This window comes from Shewanella atlantica (assembly GCF_003966265.1).
GTDB classification, from domain to species: Bacteria; Pseudomonadota; Gammaproteobacteria; order Enterobacterales; family Shewanellaceae; genus Shewanella; species Shewanella atlantica.
On sequence record NZ_RXNV01000009.1, the window covers coordinates 54,767 to 80,522 of the forward strand.

At 48.2% G+C, this 25,756-nt stretch carries 23 protein-coding genes and 1 riboswitch; of the genes, 9 read left to right on the forward strand and 14 right to left on the reverse strand.

Annotation, left to right across the window (positions count from 1 at the left end; translation table 11 throughout):
* Nucleotides 1–171 precede the first annotated feature (171 nt).
* Nucleotides 172–1,077, forward strand: coding sequence for a LysR family transcriptional regulator (locus EKG39_RS16695; RefSeq protein ID WP_126507119.1), 906 nt, complete (start codon nt 172–174; stop codon nt 1,075–1,077).
* A gap of 211 nt (nt 1,078–1,288) precedes the next feature.
* Here EKG39_RS16695 and EKG39_RS16700 read toward each other — a convergent pair whose 3' ends face one another.
* The 8 genes from EKG39_RS16700 to EKG39_RS16735 form a co-directional block, all read right to left on the reverse strand.
* Nucleotides 1,289–2,017, reverse strand: a complete 729-nt coding sequence (locus EKG39_RS16700) for an HDOD domain-containing protein (RefSeq protein WP_126507120.1) — start codon at nt 2,015–2,017, stop codon at nt 1,289–1,291.
* A 372-nt stretch (nt 2,018–2,389) separates the two neighbouring features.
* Nucleotides 2,390–2,995: an arylesterase gene (locus EKG39_RS16705; protein WP_126507121.1), complete on the reverse strand. Its 606-nt coding sequence runs from the start codon at nt 2,993–2,995 to the stop codon at nt 2,390–2,392.
* A gap of 319 nt (nt 2,996–3,314) precedes the next feature.
* Nucleotides 3,315–5,321 (reverse strand): TonB-dependent receptor, encoded by a 2,007-nt coding sequence (locus tag EKG39_RS16710; RefSeq protein ID WP_126507122.1) that lies wholly within the window; start codon nt 5,319–5,321, stop codon nt 3,315–3,317.
* 110 nt (nt 5,322–5,431) lie between these two features.
* Nucleotides 5,432–5,677: riboswitch (cobalamin riboswitch) on the reverse strand.
* A gap of 167 nt (nt 5,678–5,844) precedes the next feature.
* Entirely contained in the window at nt 5,845–6,699 is an 855-nt protein-coding gene (locus tag EKG39_RS16715) for a hypothetical protein (protein WP_246028539.1), read from the reverse strand.
* A gap of 241 nt (nt 6,700–6,940) precedes the next feature.
* The gene (nrfD, locus tag EKG39_RS16720) at nt 6,941–7,891 is read right to left on the reverse strand and encodes a cytochrome c nitrite reductase subunit NrfD (RefSeq protein ID WP_126507123.1); all 951 of its coding nucleotides are present in this window, start codon (nt 7,889–7,891) and stop codon (nt 6,941–6,943) included.
* Nucleotides 7,888–8,583, reverse strand: coding sequence for a 4Fe-4S dicluster domain-containing protein (locus tag EKG39_RS16725; protein ID WP_126507124.1), 696 nt, complete (start codon nt 8,581–8,583; stop codon nt 7,888–7,890). The genes nrfD and EKG39_RS16725 overlap by 4 nt, the downstream gene beginning before the upstream one ends.
* Before the next feature lie 14 nt (nt 8,584–8,597).
* Nucleotides 8,598–9,098, reverse strand: coding sequence for a nitrite reductase (locus tag EKG39_RS16730; protein ID WP_126507125.1), 501 nt, complete (start codon nt 9,096–9,098; stop codon nt 8,598–8,600).
* An 82-nt stretch (nt 9,099–9,180) separates the two neighbouring features.
* Nucleotides 9,181–9,684 (reverse strand): DUF2726 domain-containing protein, encoded by a 504-nt coding sequence (locus tag EKG39_RS16735; protein WP_126507126.1) that lies wholly within the window; start codon nt 9,682–9,684, stop codon nt 9,181–9,183.
* 376 nt (nt 9,685–10,060) lie between these two features.
* Between EKG39_RS16735 and EKG39_RS16740 the strand changes: the two genes are divergently transcribed.
* Nucleotides 10,061–11,041 (forward strand): LysR family transcriptional regulator, encoded by a 981-nt coding sequence (locus EKG39_RS16740; RefSeq protein WP_126507127.1) that lies wholly within the window; start codon nt 10,061–10,063, stop codon nt 11,039–11,041.
* 15 nt (nt 11,042–11,056) lie between these two features.
* On the opposite strand, the gene EKG39_RS16745 is transcribed toward EKG39_RS16740, so the two are convergent.
* On the reverse strand, nt 11,057–12,055 hold the full coding sequence (locus EKG39_RS16745; RefSeq protein WP_126507128.1) for a LysR family transcriptional regulator: 999 nt from the start codon (nt 12,053–12,055) through the stop codon (nt 11,057–11,059).
* Nucleotides 12,056–12,567: 512 nt separating this feature from the next.
* Between EKG39_RS16745 and EKG39_RS16750 the strand changes: the two genes are divergently transcribed.
* From EKG39_RS16750 to EKG39_RS16780, 7 genes are all read left to right on the forward strand, one after another.
* Entirely contained in the window at nt 12,568–14,112 is a 1,545-nt protein-coding gene (locus EKG39_RS16750; protein ID WP_126507129.1) for a pepsin-like aspartic protease, read from the forward strand.
* Nucleotides 14,113–14,700 carry a GNAT family N-acetyltransferase gene (locus EKG39_RS16755; protein ID WP_126507130.1) on the forward strand — a complete coding sequence of 196 codons (588 nt, stop codon included), beginning with the start codon at nt 14,113–14,115 and terminating at the stop codon, nt 14,698–14,700.
* Between the two features lie 86 nt (nt 14,701–14,786).
* On the forward strand, nt 14,787–15,590 hold the full coding sequence (locus EKG39_RS16760; RefSeq protein ID WP_281276258.1) for an SAM-dependent methyltransferase: 804 nt from the start codon (nt 14,787–14,789) through the stop codon (nt 15,588–15,590).
* Between the two features lie 154 nt (nt 15,591–15,744).
* On the forward strand, nt 15,745–15,999 hold the full coding sequence (locus EKG39_RS16765) for a hypothetical protein (protein WP_126507132.1): 255 nt from the start codon (nt 15,745–15,747) through the stop codon (nt 15,997–15,999).
* 363 nt (nt 16,000–16,362) lie between these two features.
* A complete protein-coding gene (locus tag EKG39_RS16770; RefSeq protein WP_246028540.1) occupies nt 16,363–17,841 on the forward strand; it encodes a GGDEF domain-containing protein in 1,479 nt (492 codons plus the stop codon).
* Between the two features lie 57 nt (nt 17,842–17,898).
* On the forward strand, nt 17,899–18,459 hold the full coding sequence (locus EKG39_RS16775) for a hypothetical protein (protein WP_148103060.1): 561 nt from the start codon (nt 17,899–17,901) through the stop codon (nt 18,457–18,459).
* Nucleotides 18,460–18,662: 203 nt separating this feature from the next.
* Nucleotides 18,663–21,134, forward strand: coding sequence for an ATP-dependent Clp protease ATP-binding subunit (locus EKG39_RS16780; RefSeq protein WP_126507135.1), 2,472 nt, complete (start codon nt 18,663–18,665; stop codon nt 21,132–21,134).
* Nucleotides 21,135–21,243: 109 nt separating this feature from the next.
* Here the strand turns inward: EKG39_RS16780 and nqrF are convergent, their stop codons facing one another.
* The 5 genes from nqrF to EKG39_RS16805 all read right to left on the reverse strand — a co-directional run bounded on the left by nqrF (nt 21,244) and on the right by EKG39_RS16805 (nt 25,751).
* Nucleotides 21,244–22,461, reverse strand: coding sequence for an NADH:ubiquinone reductase (Na(+)-transporting) subunit F (nqrF, locus tag EKG39_RS16785; protein ID WP_126507136.1), 1,218 nt, complete (start codon nt 22,459–22,461; stop codon nt 21,244–21,246).
* Between the two features lie 72 nt (nt 22,462–22,533).
* On the reverse strand, nt 22,534–23,142 hold the full coding sequence (gene nqrE / locus EKG39_RS16790) for an NADH:ubiquinone reductase (Na(+)-transporting) subunit E (protein ID WP_126507137.1): 609 nt from the start codon (nt 23,140–23,142) through the stop codon (nt 22,534–22,536).
* Nucleotides 23,143–23,151: 9 nt separating this feature from the next.
* Complete coding sequence (locus tag EKG39_RS16795) at nt 23,152–23,775, reverse strand: NADH:ubiquinone reductase (Na(+)-transporting) subunit D (RefSeq protein ID WP_012143913.1); 624 nt, start codon at nt 23,773–23,775, stop codon at nt 23,152–23,154.
* A 1-nt stretch (nt 23,776) separates the two neighbouring features.
* Nucleotides 23,777–24,547 (reverse strand): Na(+)-translocating NADH-quinone reductase subunit C, encoded by a 771-nt coding sequence (locus EKG39_RS16800; protein ID WP_126507138.1) that lies wholly within the window; start codon nt 24,545–24,547, stop codon nt 23,777–23,779.
* On the reverse strand, nt 24,537–25,751 hold the full coding sequence (locus tag EKG39_RS16805; RefSeq protein WP_126507139.1) for an NADH:ubiquinone reductase (Na(+)-transporting) subunit B: 1,215 nt from the start codon (nt 25,749–25,751) through the stop codon (nt 24,537–24,539). The genes EKG39_RS16800 and EKG39_RS16805 overlap by 11 nt, the downstream gene beginning before the upstream one ends.
* Nucleotides 25,752–25,756: the final 5 nt, after the last annotated feature.

Here is a 25,756-nt window from a genome sequence, read left to right on the forward strand (position 1 = left end):
AAACGCGCCAAGAGCCTTATTTTGCTCATGGTGATTTAGCATCTGACGATGCAAAACACACTTGGGCGTCTGGACGTCTAGAAGTTTATTGTGATAGTCTCTCTGCTGACAAACGAATTGACTTCAAGTGCAACATGAACAATATTCATGTGGGGATAAACGGGTATATATATGATAGAGCTTAGACACTTACGAACATTAGTCGCCCTGAAGGAGAGTGGAAGCCTTGCTGGTGCCGCCAAGAAACGCTTCGTCACCCAGTCGGCTCTTTCCCATCAGATTAAGGAGCTCGAGACCCGAATTAACTCCTCTATTTTTGTCAGAAAGAGTAAACCGCTGTCATTCACCCAAGAGGGAGCCCGGCTACTGAATCTTGCCGAGGAGATCCTGCCTAAGGTGATTGAGACTGAATCAGATCTGAAGCAGGGGCTCAACGAAAAGGATAATAATTTAGGGGTCGGCATCGAGTGTCACAGCTGTTTTCGCTGGTTGATGCCGGTGATGGAGGAGTTCAGAAGCCGCTACCCTCAAGCCAACTTAGATCTCTCCAGTCGTCACCTGTTTGACTCTCTCAATGCGCTCGAAACGAGCGAACTGGACGTGGTGCTCACCTCTGACCCGGTTCCCGGTCAATCCCTTGCCTATCAGCACCTATTCGATTTCGAGGTGAAACTTGTGGTCGCCAACGATCATCCTCTGGCATCACAGGAATATGTCACCCCAAAGCAACTGGAGAAGCTGACCATCATCAGCTACCCGGTTCCCTTAGCGCGCTTAGATCTATACCGACACTTTCTTGAACCCGCTGGCGTCGAGGCGGGTGAACAGCTTAGCTGCGATCTGACCATGATGCTGCTGCAACGCATCGCCTGCAAAGACGGTGTCGCCGCCCTGCCGACCTGGTCTATCAGCGAGTCTCACGGCTTGAACCTCACCGCAGTTAAGCTGGGCCCTGAGGGACTTAAACGTCCGCTGTTCGGGGCCTACAGAAAAGACGGAACCAATGCATTACTCGCTCAGAAATGGCTAGAATTAGTCGCCAAAGAGGGAGTAGCGAAACAACATAGGTTGAATTAAGAAGAAGTGATAAGTGATAAGTGGTAAGTGGTAAGTGGTAAGTGGTAAGTGGTAAGTGGTAAGTGGTAAGTGGTAAGTGGTAAGTGGTAAGTGGTAAGTGGTAAGTGGTAAGTGGTAAGTGGTAGGCAGATTAGCAAAAAAGCGAGAATCTGAAATCAGACGCTCGCTTTTCTTTAAATTACCGCTATAAACTTACAGCTTATAACTTTATCTACAAAGGTTTAAGCAGCTGATTTCTCATCGATAATACACGGCGAAGTACCAGGCCTGGAGAGTTAGGGTCGCGAGTCTGTCGTAAATTATGCGCGATCATAAATTCATCTTTAAGCTCTTCATCTAACCCCAGAGATTCGAACGCTTCTATGGTTAATGTCTGCTTTTGGTTGTCGATGAGTGACTTGATGATACTCAAGGGGAAAGACTCTTCCGATTCGGCATTCAGGTAAGCAAATGCAGTCAGAGCAATAATCTCGCCGAATACGCTGAACAAGGCTAAGGTTTGCACTTCATCAGGGTTAATATCCACCCCTTCCATCAAATGCAGGCTATCGACGGCATCGGTAGCGATACTCTCGGTCAGCGCCCAATATCCAAACACCAGCTTCTTATATGGCTGAGGTAACTCGTCGAGACGCTCTTTAAGATAAAAAGTGAATGCATAGCGGTAGATATTGACCTGACCTAACCTTACGAGCGCATCTTTGAGAGAACGGTTCTTCGATGTATTGCCACTGACACAAGCGGCCGACTGGCTACGCCATAGCATATGGGCAGCTAAAGCGGGATCTGATGACACGATATCGATGACATTACGAATATCGCCATCGGCAATAATGGCTTTCTTTAACGGGATCAAAATCCCCCGGCGACCAATTACCTGCTCTTCGTTACTAATAATTGCACGTACTTGAGTGAATACTTGATGCTCAAGATCTGTCATGAGAACTTTTTTACCTACTTTTTATGATGGTACGACACCATTTGTTATCGGGGAATTTACCCATAAAAGGGCTACCATGGTCAAGTTGATTTCGCCCAAATGAATACTTTAACTCGATTTATCTGCCTTATGTCTGATAACGAGGATAATATCCCACCATTCGGCGGATAAAAAAGGGCAGTTAAGCCTCGAGTGAACCCCCACCTCCTAAAGTATGGTCATTTTATCGCCATAATCATAGGTTCGATTAATAATAACCCTAGAAACAGTTCTCACCGATACGTAGCAGGCACAGTACACAAGCAGATGGAGAGATTTGAGTGCATCTATTTTATCTCCATCCATCTGACTATCAAATATAAGTTAATGAATTTAAAGCGCTTCAACCTGAATAAGGCGACGGTGTATAGCTTCAGCTAAAGCACTGTACCCCTTAGCGTTAAGGTGAATAGCATCTGACTTCATTGTTGCCGTTTTCAGTAGATCCGTTAATTCATCTTCTATCAGGATCACACCGTAGGTTTCAGCCAGCTCGCTGTAGATCTCTGCCGGAGAGAGAAAGATACCTTTCTCTGGAACGGCCACCAGCACGACAGGAATAGACCGTCTCTGAGCCAGCTCTATCATCTGTGCCAGATTAGCCTTAGTCAGACCAATATCATGATTACGCAGAAAATCGTTACCGCCTTCCATCAAGATCAGCAGCTCAGGTGAGTCGTACTCTAACAACTGCTGTAACCTATCCAGCCCCTGTGTGGTGGTCTCGCCGGAGACCCCGGCATTGATCACCCGCTTTTGTGAAAGGTCAGCCAACACCGCCGGATAATCTTGCCCGCTCGCCGCCCCCTTGCCATAGGTAAGACTATCTCCAAAGGCCCAGATCTCGGCATCACTGGAAAGCGGCTCAAGTTTAGGACCAGAGCAGGCGGTTAGCAGAAGCAAACCTATCGAAAACAATCCGGCTAATACACTCTTCATCCTCTCTCCTTTGAACGTTAGTTTTAAGTTAAAGATAGAGCAAAGAAAGTCACGAGTAGCGAGCGACGAAAAAACCGCAAGCCATAAGCCGTAACCCTTAAACAATCGCGGCTAAAGCCGCTCCTACATAGAGAATCCCATAGCTCGTAGCTCGTAGCTCGTAGCTCGTAGCTCGTAGCTCAAATTTAACACATAAAAAAGCCAGACCTAAGGTCTGGCTTCAACCTTTAACGGCCTGTCCCGTCCTGAGAATAAGTTATCAGGCTGGTGACTTTACTTATCGCTTAAGACTTACGACTGATAACTTACAACTTCTTTTTTAAAAGCGATAACTTGCCGTCAGACGCAGGGCACGTCCGGTCCCGGCATAATAACCATTACCCCAACTGCTATAATAACCGGCGCTGACATATTGCTCATCAAACAGGTTATCGACTCGCAGGCTGGCAAGCCAGGCATCGCGAGTGTAGTTAACCGCCAGATTAGTTAGCCAGTATGAATCCAATTTAGGATCGGCATTACTGTTATCGCCTTCGATGAAACGTTCACCGGTATAGACCACTTCGCTAAACACCTGCCAGTTCTGGTTAGCATCGATACTGAAGTAACCACGGCCCGTATGCTCAGCAACCCAGGAAAGCTGCTTCCCCTCATTGAGTCCTTCGGTAAACTCGGCATCGATATAGTTATACTCGGCGCCCAGCTGTACCTTATCGCTTAGCTGCCAATCCCAGTCAGCACTCACACCGTAGCGGCGCGACGCATCGGCATTCACATTGGCACCGGGAAAGCTACCACCCGTTGGCGTTTCGGCGCTTGGGTCGAATACGATCTCATCTTCAAGCTCCAAACGGTACGCACTCAAACGTAATGTATGTGACTCAGGTGTCCAGTCCCAGCCCGCTTCATAAGAGCGGCCCGTTTGAGGCTTGAGGCCAACAACACTTGCAGGTGTATAAGCCTGCTCATCGACCTTAGCGAAACGGAAATTATCATCGGCGCGCAGATAGAATCTGTGAGAAGTGCTCGGACGATAGTTCAAACCCAGTTCGAAGGCGTGAGCGTCTTGATCTAACTCAACACCATTGACGTATGCATTAGGGTCAACCAGTTCATCGGTCACTTCTGCGTAGCGGCCACCCACTACATAGCTGAGGCTCTTCGATAAAGGCACTGTCGCTTGTACGTAAGCACTGGCGAGTTTCTGAACATTGCCACGACCACTGCTAAATTCAGACTCTCCACGGCTCAAGTCTATACCGGTAACGATATTCAGATCACCCTTTTCGGTAGCGATATTGGCCACAGCTTTAGGGGTGAACTCTAGTAATGAACGTGTATCTCTTCTCGATGTCCCCCAATCATTAAGCCCGGTAATTAGGGTCTCTGAGTAATTTACATCCGCACCGAGAGACCATTGATCATTGAGTTGATGCTTATATCCACTACGGGCAGCCGTGGTCATCTCGTGCATATAGCTATCAAATGCCCCCGGTGAGGTTGCATTCGACTGACGAGGGTTTTCCTTAATCTGTTCCTCAGTCAAAGAACCTGCCAACTCACGGTCGTTATCGTAGTAGCTGGCCTCAACGAAAAAGTCCTGTGGCCCGTCAGCATATTGCAGGCGACCCAAAACAGACGAGGTCTTATTGGCGTTATGATCACGATAGTTATCGCCCTGGTTATAACTCGCCGCAGCGTAGTAACGCCAGGTATCACTGATGGCACCGGAAATATCGGCTTTACCTTCATAGGTATCGAAGCTGCCACCCGATAGCTGAATGCCACCGCCTGCGCTGTCTGGTGCCTTAGTGATGATATTAATCACACCACCCACCGCCTGATCGCCATAGAGTACACCAGCACTACCCGACAGTATTTCGACGCGCTCTATCTGATTAAGTGGGATGGCATTGATGCTCGGGGCCGCTATATCGATATTATTTAATCGGCGACCATCGACCAGGATCAGGGTATTGTTTGCGGCCTGGCTGGCGCTGAAACCACGCATAGCGAACACGGCGCCGGAATTTGAATCAGAGATCTGTATGCCACTCTGGCCGCGCAGCACTTCGGTCAGTGTCGTCGCACCGCTCATCTCGATGGCAGCCGAATCTATGATGTTGACATTGGAAGCGATATTCAGCGGTGTATTTTCACTGCGCCCGATGATGGTTATCACCTCATCCACAGTGTTAGTCACGCCGGCATCGGTTTGTGGTGAATCAGCCGCGTAAGTCACAGTCGACGCTGACAAGGTCAGAGCGCTGCCGATTAGAATGGCTAATCTTGATAATTTGTTTGATGGTCTAGCTTGAGTACCCATTTTACCTTTAACTCCTGAAAGGAAAACGGGGCAAAAATGTCACGACGATGGCAAGTTCAGTTCACTGAACTCAATCCATCTGTCGCATCTCGAGATCTGCCCGCCGAAATCTCAAAATCATCTAATGGGCCGGTCTCCGGACTTAGGCTATTCGGTAAGATCTGTCGATCTTTATCCGAGCAAGTAGAGGTTTTTTTAACACCCTTCCATTACCTTTGTAATAGATAGGCGCACCTCACTTTCACCTTTCACCGTTGCGGGGGCAGTGCCAGATTTTCACAGGCTTCCCGATTATCCTTTCTCTCTCACCCAAGGCGTTTGCACTAAAAAAGCATCGCACCCAAAAGAAGACAGAGCAGGCACCACAAAAGATTGACAGCATAAATCTTGTTATCGATTTGCTCTAAAACGTCTCCGGATTAACAGCCGGATCACGATTGGCCGCATTATAGACGTCTATACGTATAAATGTCTAATATTTACGAGTAATAGACTCCCCCCTTCCGGCTCTATCTGTCACCAATCAGCGGCTGAGTCTCAGGGGAGAGATAGCCGACATAAAGCCTGTATGATTTAACGACTCCAATGGCGGCTTATCTACACTGAACACATCGCCGCGTTTGGATTGATGCAGAAGATACAGATCTTCCCCCCCGGAGATCGCGGTGTAATGGCCAATCTCCCCCAGTGGAGACGAAGTCTTACCAACAGCAGTCAAACGAGTCGCCTTATGGGTATCAGGCATGCGGGTACAGCCTAAGATGGCACTGAATCCCTCAAGGCCATCGACTTCACTCTCACCGAGTTTGTTATAAATAACCTCCCCCTCACAGGTTTCTCTATAGGCTGCTGCCAGCGAATCGAGAAACGTCTCCGGCTCAATATTTTCACTCAAACCTTCAAAGCCCTGCACACAGAACATCGCAGACCAGGCTCTTAACTCCTGGCCTGACGGAACAAACTCGGCGGCGAACATACCGGCTTGTTGCTCATTAAAAGCAAGCTTCCACTCCTTGGGCAGATTAAAGCTAACCTCCTGACTGAATATAGGAAGTCTATGTTGAATACCAGCCGGTTTCTCCTCTGAGCCATCGAGAAAATCATCCAAAATTAATGCCTGTCCGTGAGCCGCATGAGGAAACAGGTAAGCAGTAATAACAGCAGCAGTAATAGCGGCTGTAATGACAGAAGCGGAAGTGGCAATTATCGATGCAGAGAACCGAGTCGTTTTAAACAGGGCTGAGAGTGGCTTTAGCGACAGCCTACTAACTTTATAGAGAGTAGGTGAATAGAGAGAACGAGAATAGAGAGAACGAGAATAGAGAGAACGAGAATAGAGAGTAGGCGCATAGAGATCTGCTTTACTGAGAAATTTCATACTTATCATCCTTGATTAGCTTATCTGTTCGATTTTACCTGAGCATAAAAAATACGCAAAGAGGTTTACACGAATAAATTAACACTCAATAAAGATGATAGAGGGTTTGGCAAAAACAGAGGCAAGGGAAACGACTCTCCTCACCTCTTCTGAGTAACTCTAAATATCTAAAGCAATCCCACTCACAGCTTAACTAACTCCTTAACTCATTCCTTAACTTATTTCTAAACTAAACCTCTGGCTAGGTCCCAGTCATCTGTCCGGTATAGAGAATAAAATTACGCAGCAGTAACACGCCCAGTAAACTAAAGCTGGCCGTCACGGCAACATAAGCAAATTTTCTATCGGCTGAAACCTTCATCCACAGATTAAACGCCAGTGGCAGTGTCAAACCTAAACCAACTACGCCTCCCCAGAAGATCCAGCCCCAAAAGCCTTCGCCCAGCGCATTGAACGCCGCAACCTGACTCTGTCCACCCGACAAAATAAGGCCGGCGAAGAAGGTAAAGAGTATCGCCATCTCGATTAAAATCATGGGGATCTCAATCCCATGGATAAAGCGCACCTCTGTCCCATTCGGATTTCCCTTGAGCAACACACCAACCAACAGCGTGGCCGCCGCGCCGGAGGTGAGCCCCGACACCAGGAACAAGACAGGCAAAACCGGATTATTGAGCAGTGGGAAGCCGATTAGGGCTGACAGCAGGAAGCCGGTATAAGCGCCTAATGATAGTGATAATATAAGCAATACCCCAGTGATCACATCTTCCCATTGTTGCAACTTAATCAAGGCTCTTGTCAGCAGGGGCCAACGTCCCTCTCGCCCTTCACACCACTGCACCACCGGGGCACTGAATATGGCGCCTATCCAGGCAAACAGCATCAGCTGATACACCATCAATACCAGCACCCCCATGGACATCACAGAGGTAGAGTTGTAAAAAACCAAAATTTTCCAGAAATCGAAAGGCTTGGTGAGATCGATAACTAAGATGCCTAAGCCAGCACAAACCGTAACGGGCGCTATCAGGGCGGCGGCCTGAATAAATCGAGACTGGTAAGCCTTTTTACCTAACTTAAAGTGTTTCAACAAGATGCCGAAAAATACCGCCCCTGCCGACAAGCCGGCCAGAAACAGGTAGATAGCGATAGGCCAATGCCAGACTAATCCATCGAAATGAAATGCACTCATAACACTATCTCCCCATCAATAGTCGATACATGGAACAACTTAGGGCGGGTGCCTAAATCCGTTTTGGCACGATACGTCGGTTTCGATTTTAATGTTTTAACTAACTCAGACTTCGGATCTCTAATATTGCCAAATACCAGAGCATGAGTCGGGCACGCCTCTACGCAAGCCGGCTCTTTACCCTGCTTAAGCTGAGTCTCTTTGCAAAAATCGCACTTGTCGGCCGTTTTAGTCTCAGGATTAATAAACCTGACCTGATAGGGGCAAGCCGCAATGCAGTACTGGCAACCGACACACTTATCAGAATTGACACCGACAATCCCTGTGTCCTGATCTATATAGGCGGCGCCCGTGGGACATACCTTAACGCAGGGCGCGTCCTCGCAATGCTGGCAAGATTTACGACTGAAACGGTAACTCTGATCCGGGTACTCACCAAATGGACCGGTTCGATTGATCACAACCCGGGAAACGCCATCGGGCACATGGTTAACCTGCCTACAAGCCTGCTCACAAGCGTTGCAGCCGATGCAGAGGTTTTCGTCGTGTACCATGGCATATTTAATTGTTTGAGTTTGGTCGACACTGACACCAGCCTCAGACTCTGCAAGCTCTTTCGCCACAGAGTAGATAGAGAACCCCGCTATCAAGGTACCGCAGCCGGTAAGAAATTGTCTTTTTGAGATATCCATAATTGATACTCCCATTATTTAACGAGATGACACCCGCGGCACAGCTGGCTGCGATCTTTAGCCGTGATCCCAACGATAGGGTCGTATTCCACATGCAACTGGTGACAACTGGCGCAATTGACCTTGTCGGCATGGACATTATGGGTCCAATCAGACATGGCGAGGGTTTCATGATCATGACACCCGAGACAGGTCCCCGTTTGTTCGGCCACTGACGTCATGCTACCGCTTGAAAAACGGCGTATGCTCGACCCCTTCCTGGGGTGCTTACCACTCTGCTCATGACAAGACTGACATTGGATTGCAAGTGCGGTATTAGCATGTAGCCCAAACATGGCACCGTTGCGTTTATGGCACTTCAAACAAGAATCTTGGTTGATGGTCAGAGACTCACTTGACTGCGCAGCGACAGGAAAAGAGACTCCCGCCATGATTAAGCAGATGATTGATGCCAACAGGATTGATGGCAACTCAATTGCTGGAGATAGTGGCCAATAGCGGGATAATCTGGACATGACTTGTCCTTACATCGATAGATGAGTGCTAAAATCTCGGTGGAATATGGCACCAAACGGGTTTGTTTGGTGCCATTATCGGCTATGCAGCAAGCGCGTTTCTGATCAATGCTTCATCACAGTGCTTATCTTTATTCAGCTTGATAAATTGCACGCCTGTGTATGCAAGACATTTCTCGATAAACTCCACTTGATCGCTGCTGCTCTCTTCAGGGTTGGTCATCACTAACTTAACCGATGATGACTCATTATCAACGACCACATAATCGAGATGGCAGTGTTCCATATACTCCTGCACCTCATCATGATTCTTAACGGTCTGATCGATATCGACAACGTTCACTAAAGAAGCGTCATAGAGCACATCATAGCGGCCTTGAGCTATGGTTTTTAATGTCTTTAAAAACTCCATGGATTGCGTATCCAGCAGGTGTGGTTTAATGCTGACTTCCGTTGCTGCCATCTGAACATCGCTTGTTTGGAAAAACTTAATGCAAGTCATCACAAACGTCACGACAACTAATGGAACGATGACAAACAAAACAAAGTACATAAATGTATAACTGAGTATGACGGTGGCGTTCATGATAAACCTCCAAAACATCTGTTTATATTTAGTTTGCAATTAAGTATTGCTCTCAAATTAAAATATATGCAATTCTTTTTCACATTTAATAATGAAAGTAAACTCATGGTCATATTATCAATATACAGATATTACCTATTACAGATTATCAACAGTTAAATATAATGTTTTCACATATTGCATATCTAGAAAGTAAAACCAAAAAGAAACTAAAAAACAACAGGTTAAGCTGAGCGGGCGAGAGAGGCGAAATAAACAAAAAATCATTTAGTTATTTTAAACATTTTATTAGCGATTATACAAGAATAGGTTTATATTAATTTATGAAATTCACATATTGTCAGTTTTACAAATGTGTTTCGTAGGAGGGATTAAAATGCACAATCTAAAACTAGATACTTTAGATCTACTCAGCATTAATATTCTGGTTAATTTATATGAACATCATTCAGCCACACTGGTGGCTAAACAGATGAATATTCCTGCGCCGAAAATCAGCCGCTGCCTACAACATTCCAGAGTCATTTTTAATAACCCACTCTTTATAAGAAAGAAGCACGGCTTAATTCCAAACGAATTTGCCAAGCAACTCTATCCGATCGCTAAAGAGATAGTACAATGCTCTGAGCACCTGTATCAACTCAATGACAACGACGGCGGTTCAGACAAATCACATGTCACCATTCATGTCAGCGATCTTATCGTTCATCAATTTTCGCAACTATTGAAAAACGCCATCACGGAGAACCATCTGGATCTTAAATTCACCATAAGTCCTGATTCGGACAAGCTGATCACAGATATTATTGAGAATCGAATCGATATCGGATTAATTAGTGAGTCTGACCATGAATATCTGAAACAGATAGACACCTATATCGATGTCGTGGCACTGAAGCGCCTGTCTCACCTCTACCTGGTGTGCGATCTTCACCATCCATTGTTAAAACAGGAGATCACCTTAGAATCCATCGCTCAATATCCTTATGTAAGTATTTTAGGCAAGCCGGAACAAGCGACATCGGATCCATTTTTACTCTATTGCAGCCAGCATCAGCTTGCTTATCAGCTTAAGAACGGGGATCTAATTAACCATAACTTCAATATTGCGGCACTTAAGCAACATATAACCGATACCGATGCGATCGCCCTGCTCCCCTTCAGCAAGATCTATGATCATAGTAATCAGATGCCGAACTTACATGTTTGTCGATTATCAGAAGTAGAAACCGAACGGCTCTACCTTTCAATTAACAGTCCGACCCTATATTTGGCCACAAGAAAAGGGTCGTTATCGCCGAATATATCCTGGTTGGTTGAAACCATAGGCCATATCGTCAACCGCAGCATCCATTAACAAATAGAGGCTGACTCAAAAGAGCACACTTAAACCCGGTTTAACAGGCGTGGAGGCAAGCCCCTGCGAGCTCTCATAATGATGTTGGATCTCGATTAGCTTTTCGGTCAGTAATCTCGCCATACATTGTGCCAATAAGGGGGTCACCGAGCGGTGACAGTGAAGGAAATAACTCTCGGGTTGCTGCTCAACGCTGTCACGCCATTGCGCCGAGATATCGATAAAGCCCACATCATCTCTGTCCTCAAAGTACTCATAGGCCATGGCGGAGCTCAACACACACACATCCTCAGTTCGACTGGCATGATCTACAATCATGCGCAAGCTCGGGCTCTTAAGCGCGATCCTAAGCTTTATCCCCTGTTCATGGGCATACTCTTCAATTCGATGCAGTCGGTTGTTCTGTAGGTTTGAATTTACCAGACCAAGTTTATAGTCAAACATATCAGTCAGCGGGTCGGCCGAGGTCAGAATAGGATGGCCGACTCTGGCCACCAGGAAGAAATGGGTAATGTCACCGATATTCACATCATCAACCATCTCATGCCGGATGGGTTCTATGGATATACTACAATCAATTTTCCCCTGACACAGGCGCTCGCTCACATTTTCAGTCCAGGGCTGCACGTTCACATTCACCCCCCCCTCGACACAGCAACATTGATGGGTCACGCAGTTAAATACCATCATGGACCACTGTTCATGGGCGGCCACCGTCAGCTCATAGGGCGCCACCACAGTATTACGTGTCGTCGATATTATCTTATCGTACTGTTCGAGAATGGATTGCGCCATGGGATAGATACGTAGCGCAACTGAGTTAGGTTCAAAGCCATACTTCTGGCGAATAAAAAGCTCATCATCCAACACTTCACGTAAACAGTTCAGTGCCCTGCTCACTTTAGATTGAGTCGTATGTAATTTATCGGCAACAGCGGAGCCATTTTTCAATTCGACTAAGCCAACCAACACCATCAAAGTGAAATAATCCAGACGATTCACCTTCTTCAACATTAATCACTCTCCTGAGGCTTACATTTGTTACAAAAGTGTCATCGATAGTACTGGTAAGAAATAATAAAACTCTGAGAACCTGTGACACATCTGGGTTTGAGGCAACTGCGAAGTTAGGTAACAATTAAATAATTCTAATATGTATCATTTTTAAACATGCGCATTTGTGAACAAGATCACACATTGCAAACCCTTAGTTTATCAGTCGTCCCTAATAAAGAGACTAATGAAAAGACTAATAAAAAGACTAACAAGGAGCCTGATAAATAACCCGGTAAAAGTGCTAAAAAAAAGCAGCTTTGCTCTGAGCAGCATACAGTGCGGAGGGGCGCCAGAGGAGCATTTTACAGCCATTGCTAAATATGGCCTTACAGGTTACAAAAGAGGCAGTTCAAACAAGGTGCATCGCGCCAATGAGAGTGATGAGGATGAACCCGGCCTGCATTTAGCTGCAAGCCACTCAACAGCAAGCCATATCACAGCACATAAGAAAGTTAGGGAGAAAACTTTACATGGCCGGTCAGATAAAAGCGCGTACCCTGAAAGTCCCCATCACCAATGTCTATGCCAAGGGTGATTACTGCGCTCAGCTTAATCTGGGCAAGCCACCACAGAGGGTCAACCTTATCCTCGACACCGGTAGCAGCACCTTGGTCGTTAAACAAAGTGCCGTGAAGCAAAACGTAGAGAATCAAAGTGATGTAAACCAAAGCTTGGAAAACCACAGCGCCTACCGCCCTGAGGATGACAAACTACTGACTCCCACCAGCCTGGCTCAGGAGGTCAACTACGGCATCGGCGGCTGGGACGGCCCCGTGATAACCACCCGGGTCGCTATCTGTGAAGATAAGAAAACGCTGGATAAACAGCCGCACCTTCACCTGCCTCACCAGCCTCTGGTGCTGGAGTCCTGCCACCTCGCCATAGTCTCCGGTGCTAAACAGCAGCAAAGCTTCGGTGACGCCGATGGCATATTTGGGCTGGGCTACCATCATCTCAACAAGAGCTATGATCTAAAAGCCTATCTCGACCGCCATAACTACTCACCGGCCGTGACCTATCCCTGGCCCTTCGCCAATACTAACGCTAAGAATCGCAGCCAGAGCGAAGCGAATGTAAAGTGCGCAGCAAAGAGTAACAACCAAGACTCATCTACGAATAATCCCAAAGCAGAAGCCCCTTTGAGCAGCGAAGATCTCACACAATTTAAGCAGTTTCTCTGGCAGCAGCCGGAGCGGGATCTTATCCCCTACTTCACCGACCTCGAAGAGCATGGCCTCACCGCAAATAAATTTGCCTTCTACTGCCGCCGCTCCAGCGTCCATGTCAGCAACGACGCTTCAACGCCACAACAATTGGCCGACGATCCGCTCAACCAAGGCTGGCTTATCCTGGGCGACGCAGAGCAGCATACCGAGTTCTATCAAGGAGAGCTTAACAGCATCAAAGTCGAGCACGATATCTATTACAACGTCACCCTCACCTCGATACGCGTCGGCGATCAGACGCCGATTGCCGCAGCTCCTCTCGAAGAGAAGTACCGCAAAAACTACTACAGCAATGCCATCGTCGATACCGGTGCCTCCGCCATCGCCCTCACCGAGCCCCTGTATCGAGCCATGTTAAATGACCTGGCGGCCATATCGCCGAAGTTTGCCCCTCTGATAGCGCCCTTTAAAGATATTTCCGCCCAGCAGACAGGCATAGACGCATCGGCCCTGGAGCTGAGCCAATGGCCGGATATCAGCTTCACCTTCGTGGGCGATATGGATGTAAAAAAAGGGACGAGTACTGAAAGCCCCGACCGACAAGAGGTGAGCATAGTCTGCAAGCCCGAAAGCTACTGGCAGCTTAACGCCCCAAGCGAAGGCCGAGCCTGCTTTAAGATATTGAGCCAACTGCCTAACTGGCCCAATCAAACCCTGTTAGGGCTCCCCCTGCTCAACGACCATCTGGTCATATTCGACCGCTCGGTGCATAAAACCGGCGTGATCCGGTTTGCTGAAGCGAGTAGCGAGCAAGATAAAAAACATAAAGAGAAGAGACAAGGAAGATAGATGCATAAATTTGAAACTGAGAGGCTCAAGGTAAGGCGGCTCGAAGAGCAAGATAAACCCTTCTACTGCTCTCTATATACCTGTAGTGAAACGATGAAAAATATCGCTGCCCCCTTCACTCAAACCAAGGCGGAACAGAGCTTTAATACCGCCATGAAAATCTTGAAAAAAGAGCAGCCGAAACATCTGGTTTGGGTCATGCTCAACAAAGAAAGTGGCACGCCCGTCGGCATTTTTGGGCTCACATGGCCCGAGCCCAAAAGTACAAAAGCTGCGTCCCCTAAAGCAGAGGGCACCAAAACAGCCAGCCCTAAAACAGAAAGCACCAGAGCTGAAAGCACCAAGGCCGAGATAGGCATCTTACTCACGCCTCAATCGGTGAAGAAAGGCTTTGCCATTGAGCTTATCAGACACTTTCTTAGCAGGTGCAACTGCTTTGAAGGGTTAACCCATCTGCAGGCGAATGTATCTGCCGGCAACACAGATAGTTTACGCCTGTTCAAAAAAGCAAACTTTCAGACTATTGAGACGGATAAAACAACAGAAAGTACTGTTATTCGCTTAGAGTTTAATATATTAAATAACTGATACAAAAGATAAAAACAAAGCTATGCATCCCCCGCCCTATTTGTTATCTTCATGTTACGTAAAAATCAGATTGAAAAGGCATCAACTTGAGTCATTCGGGCAGTTTAGCGTGTGTCGGTATCGGCATGACATTGGGGGCGCATATCTGCCCCTTGGCTAAGAGCTATATCGAGCAGGCAGATGTAGTCTTCTCCGGCGTCTCAAATGGCATAGTCGAACTCTGGCTGCAGGAGATGCATAGCGACGTACGCTCCTTGCAGGTCTACTACAGCGAAGGCAAGTCCCGTCATATCACCTACCGCGAGATGGTCGATGCCATGCTGACCGAAGTACGCGCCGGCAAAAAGGTGGTCGGTGCCTTCTATGGACATCCCGGCGTATTCGCCCATGCGCCGCACAAGTCGATAGAGCTCGCCAAGGCCGAGGGCTTCGATGCCGTCATGGTGCCGGGCATATCGGCTGAAGATTGCCTTATCGCCGACTTAGGCATAGATCCCGGCAAGTTCGGTTGTCAGCAGTTCGAAGCCAGTCAGTTTATGTTTTATCAGCGCCGCTTCGATCCCTCCTGTTATCTGGTGCTGTGGCAGATTGGGCTAGCCGGCGATAAGAGCATGGCCAAGTTCGCCACCGGTGCGGCCCACAGACAGGTATTGATAGAGCTGCTCGCCGAGCAATATCCGCTGGACCATGAGGTGATCTTATATGAGGCCGCCGTACTGCCCATAGACACGGTACGCAAGCAGACACTGACACTCAGTGCGCTGGCCGATGCCGAGATATTTATGCACACCACACTGGTGATCCCGCCGAGCCAGAAGATGCAGCCCAATCATCAAGTACTAGAGAGGTTGAAGCAGATCGAGCGTCAGCTCGAGGAAGCTGCAGTGTAGGACCGGCTTAAGCCGGGAACAAATCTGAGTTATAAGCCATAAGCTGTAAGCTGTAAGTTTTGAAAAGCAAGGTCTGAGCACCTATCACTTAGCGCTTATGACTTAAGACTTAAGACTTAAAGCTTCTTAAAAACAACAATAAGGAAGAGAAACCATGTCAAATGTAATTGAACTGCTGGAACGTATGGGACAGGATGCCAGCCTGCAAACGCAGCAGAGCTTCGAGAAAGCAATTCTTGAATCTGAACTCACCAGTGAGCTCAAACAATCCCTTATCAATCGAGACGATATCAGCCTGAAACGTGAGTTGGATGTCTGCCCGGATGTGGTTTGTATTTTTCTACCTGCTGAAGACGAAAAGCCAAATGAAGATTCAGATGAGGATGAAAAGACTGACAATACTAACTAAGGTAATGTCATAAATTACCGCATTAAAGTTAAAGAAATGCGCCTAATGAATCTTGCTCATTGGCTAGCAATTATACTAGCCATATCGAGTATCATTTATCCAAATCGGCCCTATGCTGCCGATGATATCCAGCACTCCTTATTAAGAGCCGACCAATTACGAAGTAGCGAGCCTGCTGAGTTTAAAGTGATACTAGCCGCGCTAGAGACACAAGTGGACAAAATGTCGACAGAGCAGCTCCACTATTTCAACTATTTATCAGCATACAAATTATCTTTTCAAGGTCAATTTGATAAAGCAGTAACAATTTACTCTCAAATACTCAATTCAAATGCCAACGATACACTTCGCTTTCGCGCAAATATGTCAATAATCAACTCTCACGCCATATCCAAGAATTGGAGCCAAGGATTAGCTCACTTAGCCATCAACATAGATCTTCTACCGTCAATTCAACCAAAAGAAATACACCAACTTGGCTTACTGATTGCGGCAATGTTTTACAACCAAATTCGTCAATATGAGCTTGGGCTTAATTATGCGAAACGCCTCGAAGCTAAAGTGAGCCAAGGCCGTAACTTTTGTATCGCCCATAACCTGAAACTAGAGTCACTGTTTAAACTCGAGCTTCTGGAGGAAGATGACCCGCAGATCCGGGAAGGTATCGAGGCTTGCCAACAGAGTAACGAAGTGGTGATGGAGAGCGCCATCTATAGCTATATTGCCGCACTTTATCTGAATAAAGATAAGCCCGATGAGGCAATCAACATCCTTGAATCAAATTATAGCGATTTAAAAGCAACAAAGTACGCTCACTTTCTAGCCGTATTCGATTCGCTTCTTTCTGTGGCGTATCTTAAAACCGATACTTTAGAGCGGGCAGAAGAACATGCTTTAACGGCTATCGATTACTCTACCAACATAGGTAACAACGAACCCACGGTCACCGCCTACAGGGTTCTCTACCAGATAGCCGAGTCCCGTGGCGATCATATGATGGCGCTGGAGTACCACAAGAATTACGCCGAGGCCGATAAGGCCTACTTGGATGACATCAAGACCAAGCATCTGGCGTTTCAGCTGGCCGAGCATCAGGCCGCGGAGCAGAAGAGCCGTATCGGGCTGCTGGATAAACAGAATAACCTGCTCAAGATTGAGCAGAGGCTGGCCAGGAGTGAGGCGGAGAATAACCGCCTGTTTATAGCCCTGCTTATCGCGATTATTACCCTGCTCAGCTTCTGGGGCTATAAGTCCTGGATGACACAGCGACGCCTTAAACAGCTGGCCGAATTCGACGCCCTCACCGGGGTATTTAACCGCGGTCACTTTACTCAGCTGGCCCAAAGTGCCCTGCAATATTGTCACAACAGCGATATCTATCTTAGCTGTATCCTGTTCGACCTGGACAAGTTTAAAACCATCAACGACTCTTACGGTCACGCCTGCGGTGACTGGGTGTTGAAGAAGGTGGCAGATGTTTGTAAGGTGCAGGGCAGAAGCAACGATATCTTTGCGCGTCTGGGCGGTGAGGAGTTCTGTATCCTGCTGCCGGGCTGCGACCTCTTAACGGCGACTAAGCTGGCCGAGACCTGCCGCAAAAAGATAGCGCAGATAGATAGCTCAGATTCCGGCGCCGAGTTTATGATCACCGCCAGCTTCGGTGTCACAGATGCTAAGCTATCGGGCTATGATCTGGAAAAGATCACCGCCGATGCGGATATGGCCATGTATCAATCCAAGCACGATGGCCGCAACCGCACCACCGTCTTCGGTCTCGTCGATTCAGATGAAAATGCAGAGAGCGAAGGAATAGAAAGCCGTCAGGGTCAACTGACACTTTAACTTTAACTTTAACTATAAATATCGCAGACGCTTTATAGTTAGTAGCAGGCGCTTACAGTGCCAATTACGACTCAGCTCACGACCTCAATAACAAACAAACCGGAAATCATCGGCGTGAAACACTCAGCTAAGAATAGCTCTCTCATACACAAGCTACTCAGCTTCTTATCCCGCTACGTCTATGCCTTTATCGTCATCAGCGCCTTCGTTCTGGTCGAGTTTCTGCCCTATTACCTGCAGGAGAAAGCCCTGGCAGACAGTTTCAGACTGCCGGTCACAGCCACGGTTGTCAGGGTCGAGCGCAACATCTTAGGTAACGCTCAGCGACCGAGTTCTGACGAGGAGAAGAGCTGCACCTTGCTTTATCGATACCCCTTCGAAAATCATCTTCTTAACGGCAGCTACCGACATAGCTGCGCCGATTTCTCCGGTTTAAACAAGGGAGACAGCATAGATATTCTGCTGCAGGCCAATCAACCGACCAACTCGAAACCGGCATGGGTCGAACTCTCCTTCGGCTGGTTAAAAACCGGCACCTATCTGGGCTTCTTGTTCCTGCTGCTGGGTATCACAGGCATCATTGCACGCATCTCCGGCATCAAAAACACCTCTGCATAGAGGCTCAAAACCCCATCCTTTCAGCTTAATCTTTCTTTATGATTTTAAATTCCTATGGAAAGTTTTCTGGCGTAAAAAAATTCGTCTAAACTCATAGAAGAAGCTTAAGCGACTGATATTAATGGGCTGGCCGATACACTCGCTATCAGCCGGTGAGATACAGAGCCTATCGATGCTGCTGACAATGATGAAAGGAGTCCAACGTGTTTCAGCAATATATCCGCCAATGCAATCAAGAGGTCCACAAGACCCTCAACGCCGCCATCGCCGAGTTGGCCAATGCCCATCAAAATGTACTGACGCCGGAACATATCCTGTTGGGTTTGCTGTCACTTCCCGGCTCTGAGGCGGCTCAGCTACTGCAACAGATATTGCCAGATCCCGAAAAAAATATCGAAGCCCTGACCCGGGCCGTGTACCAGGATCATGAAAATACCCCGCTCAAGGGAGATACCACTCAGGTGGTCGCCGCCCATGAAGTCGAAGAGGTGTTCGGCATCGCGCTCAGCGAAGCCAAACGGCTCGGGGATGCCTATATAGGTACAGGCTGCCTGTTGCTGGCCCTATGCGATAAGCGCTCCGGCGTCACCGCCATCCACCTGAGTAATCAAGGGATAAAGGTGGGTCCTGCTCGTGAGGCGCTGGTCAAGCTGAGAAGCGGCAAGACATTAGACACGCCTGATGCCGAGGGTCGCAGCGATCCTCTGGATGAATACACCCAGGACCTGACCGAGATGGCCCGTAATAACCTGCTCGATCCGGTTATCGGCAGAGAGGATGAGATAGGGCGAGTCATTCAAACCCTCTCCAGACGTAAGAAGAATAACCCGGTACTCATAGGCGAGCCCGGTGTGGGCAAAACTGTGATAGTCGAGGGGTTAGCCCAGCGTATCGCCGATGCAGAGGTGCCCGATACCCTGCGTGATAAGCGCCTGCTCTCATTGGATCTAGCCGAACTGGTCGCCGGCGCCAATATGCGCGGAGAATTTGAGGAGCGCCTCAAAGGTGTCAGGGATGCGGTGATCGAAGCTAAAGGCGAGATCATTCTCTTTATTGATGAACTGCATACCGTGGTGGGAGCCGGCGCCGGAGCTGGCGGACTGGATGCCCCCGCCCTGTTAAAGAGTGCACTGGGAAGAGGCACCCTGCAGCTGATCGGAGCCGACACTCTCGATGAGTATCACAGGTACGTCGAGGCCGACAAGGCACTGGAGAGGCGTTTTCAACCTATCTTAGTGCGCGAGCCCAGCATAGAGGAGACCATAGATATCCTCAATGGCCTGGCCAGGAAATATGAAGGCCACCATGATATAGAGTATCAGCCGGAGGCGCTGGAAGCCGCGGCCAGACTGTCGGAGCGTTATATCGCCGACAGGCACCTGCCGGATAAGGCAGTTGATCTTATCGATGAAGCCGGAGCCGACAGACACCTGCACCTGCTGGCGCTATCGAGACCCATGAAAGAGCTGGAACGCAAGCGTCAGACGCTTCTGTCGGGCAAGCAGAAAGCCTATAACGAACAGGCCTTCGAGAGCGTTGCCAATATGCAGACCGAGATCCTCAAACTCGAGCAGCAGCTCAAGCAGCAACGTGAACAACAAACTACTGACATAGCCAGTGAAGATAAAGCGGTCAATCCCGAGGATATCGCCCGTGTGGTCGCCCGCCTGACCGGGATCCCGGCCGCCCGTCTGGCCGAGTCTGAGGTAGAGAAGCTGTCGCATATGGAAGATAAGCTGCATAAGCGCATCATAGGTCAGCAAGATGCTGTGTCTGCGGTGGCCAACGCCATTCGCCGCAACCGAACCGGCATCAACCGCAGTCATCGCCCCATCGGCTCCTTTTTGTTTCTCGGCCCGACCGGTGTAGGTAAAACCGAGCTGGCTAAGGCGCTGGCCGAGTTTATGCTTGATGATGAGAGCCGCATCGTACGACTTGATATGTCTGAATATATGGAGCGCCACGAGGTGTCCAAGATGATCGGGGCACCACCGGGCTATATCGGTTACGGTGAAGGGGGACAGCTCACGGAGAAGGTACGCCGCAACCCCTACACCATCATACTGCTGGATGAGATGGAGAAGGCACACCCCGATGTGTTCAATATGCTGTTACAGATCTTAGAAGATGGTCGGCTCACCGATGCTCAGGGACGCACCATCTCGTTTCGTAACACCTTGCTGATAGGCACATCGAACCTGGGCTCCGAGTCTCTGATAAGCGACCGCACTCCGGTCGGCTTTATCTATAGTGAAGATCCGGATTACGAGGCTGCCCGCCGCACCGTGATGAACGAAGTGAAGAAGTTCTTTAAACCCGAGTTTCTCAACCGGCTCGATGAGGTGATCGTATTTCATTATCTGACTCAGGAGGATGTACTCAAGATAGCCAGGTTACTGATATCCGAGCTGTGTAAACAGATGAAGGACAACGATATCACCCTGCATATCGACGCCGATGTGATAGAGCGGGTAGCTAAAGACGGCTTTGAGCCCGCCTATGGTGCCCGCCCGCTAAGGCGGGAGATAGAGAAGCAGATAGAGAACCCCATCGCCTCTCTTATCGTCAACAATCAAAATGTCACGGGCAGTGAAATTCACATCAGCCTGCCGCACAAAGGCAAGGCATTTAATTTCAGGATTGAACCGGGAGAGGAAGGAGATAAAACCAGATAAAAACATCTCTACTGAAATGACCCAACAAAAAAGCGAAGCCTCAGGGCTTCGCTTTTTGATGATTTACCTGTTAACGATCAGCCTAAAGTGGCTAATCGAGTCACATGCTCTAGTCACCAAAGTCATCCAGTAAGATGTTTTCCTCTTCCACGCCCAGACTCTCGAGCATACTGATGACCGACGAGTTCATGATTGGAGGGCCACACATGTAGAACTCACAATCTTCCGGTGCCTTATGGTTCTTGAGGTAGTTCTCATACAAGACATTGTGAATGAAACCTGTGTACCCATCCCAATTGTCCTCAGGCAGAGGATCGGACAGGGCAACGTGCCAGACGAAGTTATCATTCTCGGCCGCCAAGGTATCGAAATCCTCCTGGTAGAAGACTTCACGTGTCGAACGTGCGCCATACCAGAAGCTCATCTTACGTTTGGTTTTAACCCCTTTAAGCTGGTCGAAGATATGTGAGCGCATCGGTGCCATACCCGCACCACCACCCACAAAGATCATCTCGGCATCGGTCTCTTTAACGAAGAACTCACCAAATGGTCCAGAGATAATGACCTTATCACCCGCTTTAAGGTTGAAGATATACGAGGACATCTTACCCGGTGGTACACCTTCTGAAGGTGGCGTAGCGATACGCACGTTCAGCATGATGCGCCCCTTCTCATCAGGGTAGTTCGCCATAGAGTATGCACGGAGCACATCTTCATCGACCTTAGAGATCAGGTCGAACAGGCCATACTTCTCCCAATCATCACGGTATTCGGCAGGAATATCGAAGTCTGAGTAGTTAACCTTATGTGCAGGCGCTTCAATCTGAATATAACCACCGGCTTTAAACTTAACGTCTTCGCCTTCAGGAAGCTTAAGTAGCAACTCTTTAATGAAAGTAGCAGTGTTATCGTTTGAGATAACCTCACACTCCCACTTCTTAACGCCAAAGATCTCATCTTCGACTTCGAGTTCCATATCTGTCTTAACCGCAACCTGACAGGCCAGACGACAGCCCTCTTTCGCCTCTTTCTTGGTGATATGGTCGAGCTCTGTTGGCAAAATATCGCCACCACCGGATTTAACGGTTACGCGACACTGACCACAAGTTCCACCGCCACCACAGGCCGAAGGGATAAAGATATCTTTGTTCGCTAACGCGCCCAACAGCTTATCGCCTGCCGAGGTTGTAATGCTTTTATCTGCATCATCGTTGATGCGAATACTGACGTCACCCGTAGACACCAGTTTACTTTTGGCGAATAAAATCACCATAACCAGCATACTCACAACCAGAGTAAACATGCCGATACCAATTGCCATTTCCATCGAATCTACCTTTTCAATAATTCGTTTTCTTTAAGCCCTGTTCTTTTAAACAAGAAAGGTTAAAAGAGCCGCTTAAATAGAAATACCAGAGAAAGCCATAAAGCCCAGAGCCATCAAGCCAGTAGTGATAAAGATGATACCAATACCCTGTAACCCTTCGGGTATTGCATGAAACTTCATTCTTTCGCGCAGTCCCGCCAACATCACAATAGCCATCGCCCAACCGACACCTGAGCCCATTGCAAATACTGCCGACTCAGCTAAGTTATAGTCACGGTTTGCCATGAAGATAACACCGGCAAAAATGGCACAGTTCACCGTCAGTAGCGGCAGGAAGATACCCAGAGAGTCATACAGACTCGGGATATACTTATCTAAAACCATCTCTAAGATCTGTACCAGAGCCGCAATCACACCGATGAAAGTGATCAACTGCAGGTAGCTCAGATCCAGCTCAGGCATACCCGCCCAGGCCAGTGCACCCGGTGCCAGTACGTTGGCATAGATCAGCTGGTTAAGCGGTACAGCCAGGGTCATCACCACGATAACCGCGATACCCAAACCGAAAGAGGTAGACACCTTTTTCGATACGGCCAGAAAGGTACACATACCCATGAAGAATGACAGCGCCATGTTGTCGATGAAGGCTGCCTGAATAAAAAGATTAATGTAGTGTTCCATATCTCTTCCTTAACCTCGTTTGCGCTGTATTACGTTAATCGTCCAGATCATTAATCCGATCAGGAAAAACGCACTAGGTGGGAGTTTGAACATCTCATTAGCCAGATACCAGCCACCGTTTTCAACGGTTTTTAAGATCTCATGACCAAACAGGGTGCCACTGCCAAGCAGTTCACGCACGAAGGCGACACCGAGTAAGATAACGCCATAACCCATGGCGTTACCCACTGCATCTACAACCGCCAGATGAGGCGGGTTTTTCATGGCGAACGCTTCCGCTCGGCCCATGATGATACAGTTGGTAATGATCAAGCCGACAAACACCGACAGTTGGCGGGACAGCTCGTAAGCGATGTCCTGCAGCACCATATCGACGATAATCACCAAGGATGCGATCACGGTCATTTGAGCGATGATACGCACGCTGTTTGGGATCAGGCGGCGGATCATCGAGATGATCAAATTGGAGAACACCAATACAAAAGTAACGGCTAATGTCATCACCAATGCGGTTTGCAAAGAGTTACTTACTGCCAACGCCGAACAGACACCCAACACCTGCATAGCAACAGGATTGTTAGTAAAAATCGGGCTAACCAGTATCTCGCGAGTAGCTGCTGAATTAGTACTCACCTTAGACCTCCGAAGCTTTTAACTTGTTGAAGAAGGTTTGGAAGCCCTCCTTGCCGAACCAGAACTGAATCGAGCGTTGCACACCGCGACCCGTCATGGTTGCACCACTGACAGCGTCGACACCGTGAACATCACCCTCTTTGGCGCCGCCTTTAACCACTCTGAAAGCCACTTTGCCTTTTTCATCGAAGAGTTGCTTACCCTGGAACTTATTGGTCCAATCGGTTTCGCCGAGGAAGTCACCAATACCCGGTGTTTCACCGTGCTCATAGAAAACCACATTTTCAATGGTATTCATGTCTGGCTGAACCGCGACAAGGCCATAGATGATTGACCAGAGTCCCTTACCGTAGATAGGCACAACCACGCTGCTCAACTTGCCACTGTCATCGAAGACTTTAAATACCCGAACCTGGTCGGCGCGGCTCTTGATCTTAGCGGTATCTTTTTTCGGTTTACGCGATGTCTCTGGATTGATAGCCGCCATGCGGTCATCAAAGTCCATGATCTCACCTTCCGTCGTGACCATTCCTGTATCCAGTTCAACCAACATAGGTGTCACAGATTTTTCAAAAATAGAACGAAAGTCTTTATCACCGCTGATATCTACATCGGCAGCCATCAACACATAACGTTTGAGTTCATCACGCTTCTTCGTAAGCTTGCGTTCTTTGAGCAGATCCGCGGTACCTGTGATCATAAATGAACATAACAAGCACAGTGTTACTGTGAAGACCATAGTTCCAAGAACTGTATCTTTTTTAAAGGCCATTACGTTTCAGTCTCCGCTTGATATTCGCTTTAGCGACCAGATAATCAAAAATGGGTGCCCATAAGTTAGCAAACAAGATAGCCAACATGATGCCTTCCGGCATTTTCGGGTTAACCACACGGATAAGCACAGTCATAAAGCCAATCAGCAGACCGTAAGCTAACTTACCTTTATTGGTGTAAGCGGTTGTGACCGGATCGGTTGCCATAAACATCATACCTATGGCAAAACCACCCGTGACCAGATGCCAGGTCCATGGCATAGCAAACAATTCGTTCTTCGCCGAACCGATCAGATTAAACAGGACTGCAGTCGCTATCATGCCCAACATGACACCGGCAACGATACGCCAGTCAGCCAGACGCGTCAGGATCAATAGTCCGCCGCCGATTAACAGGGCTAAGGTACTGGTTTCACCAATCGCACCCGCGGTAAAACCGAAGAAGGCATTCCACCAGTTTGGATCGGTAAAGGCTTCATACCAGGCATAATCGGCAAAGCTCATCTTGCCGGCTGCTGTCTGGATTAAGGTTGTCGCACCTGAGAAACCATCGACAGCAACCAATTGAGCAACCGTAGAGACCTGTGTTGGATACGCGAAGTAGATAAATGCTAATCCGGCTAAGGCAGGGTTAAGGAAGTTATAACCCATTCCGCCAAACACTTCCTTACCAATCACCACACCGAAAGTAATACCCATGGCGACCAACCAAAGCGGCGTCGACACAGGTAAGATTAAGGTGAACAGTAAGGCTGTGACAAAGAAGCCTTCGTGCAGCTCTTGTCCCCTCACCTTAGCGAAAACCATCTCCCAAAACAGGCTGACAACCAGCGCAGTCAGGTAGATAGGAATGTAGAAACTGATGCCGTAGAGAAACAGGCCAATCAGACCCGTCTGCTCCGTCAAACCACCGAATATCAGGTTAAACGGGACAAGTTGCCATACATCGGGTGTAGCCAGTCCACCGGCAACAGCAAGCTGCGCCTGCAGGCCTAAGTTGTACAAACCAAACAGGATGGCAGGCAGCAGACATAGACCCACTAAGGTCATAGTACGTTTAACATCAATCGCGTCACGAACGTGCACTTTACCTTTAGTGCTACGACCATGAGCAACGACCAGCGAACGAAGGTAGCCCTTCATCGCGTGCCCGGGAGCGTAGTAATCTTCCTGCGCGTCGGGCTTTCTATCTTTGCTACTCATTAACC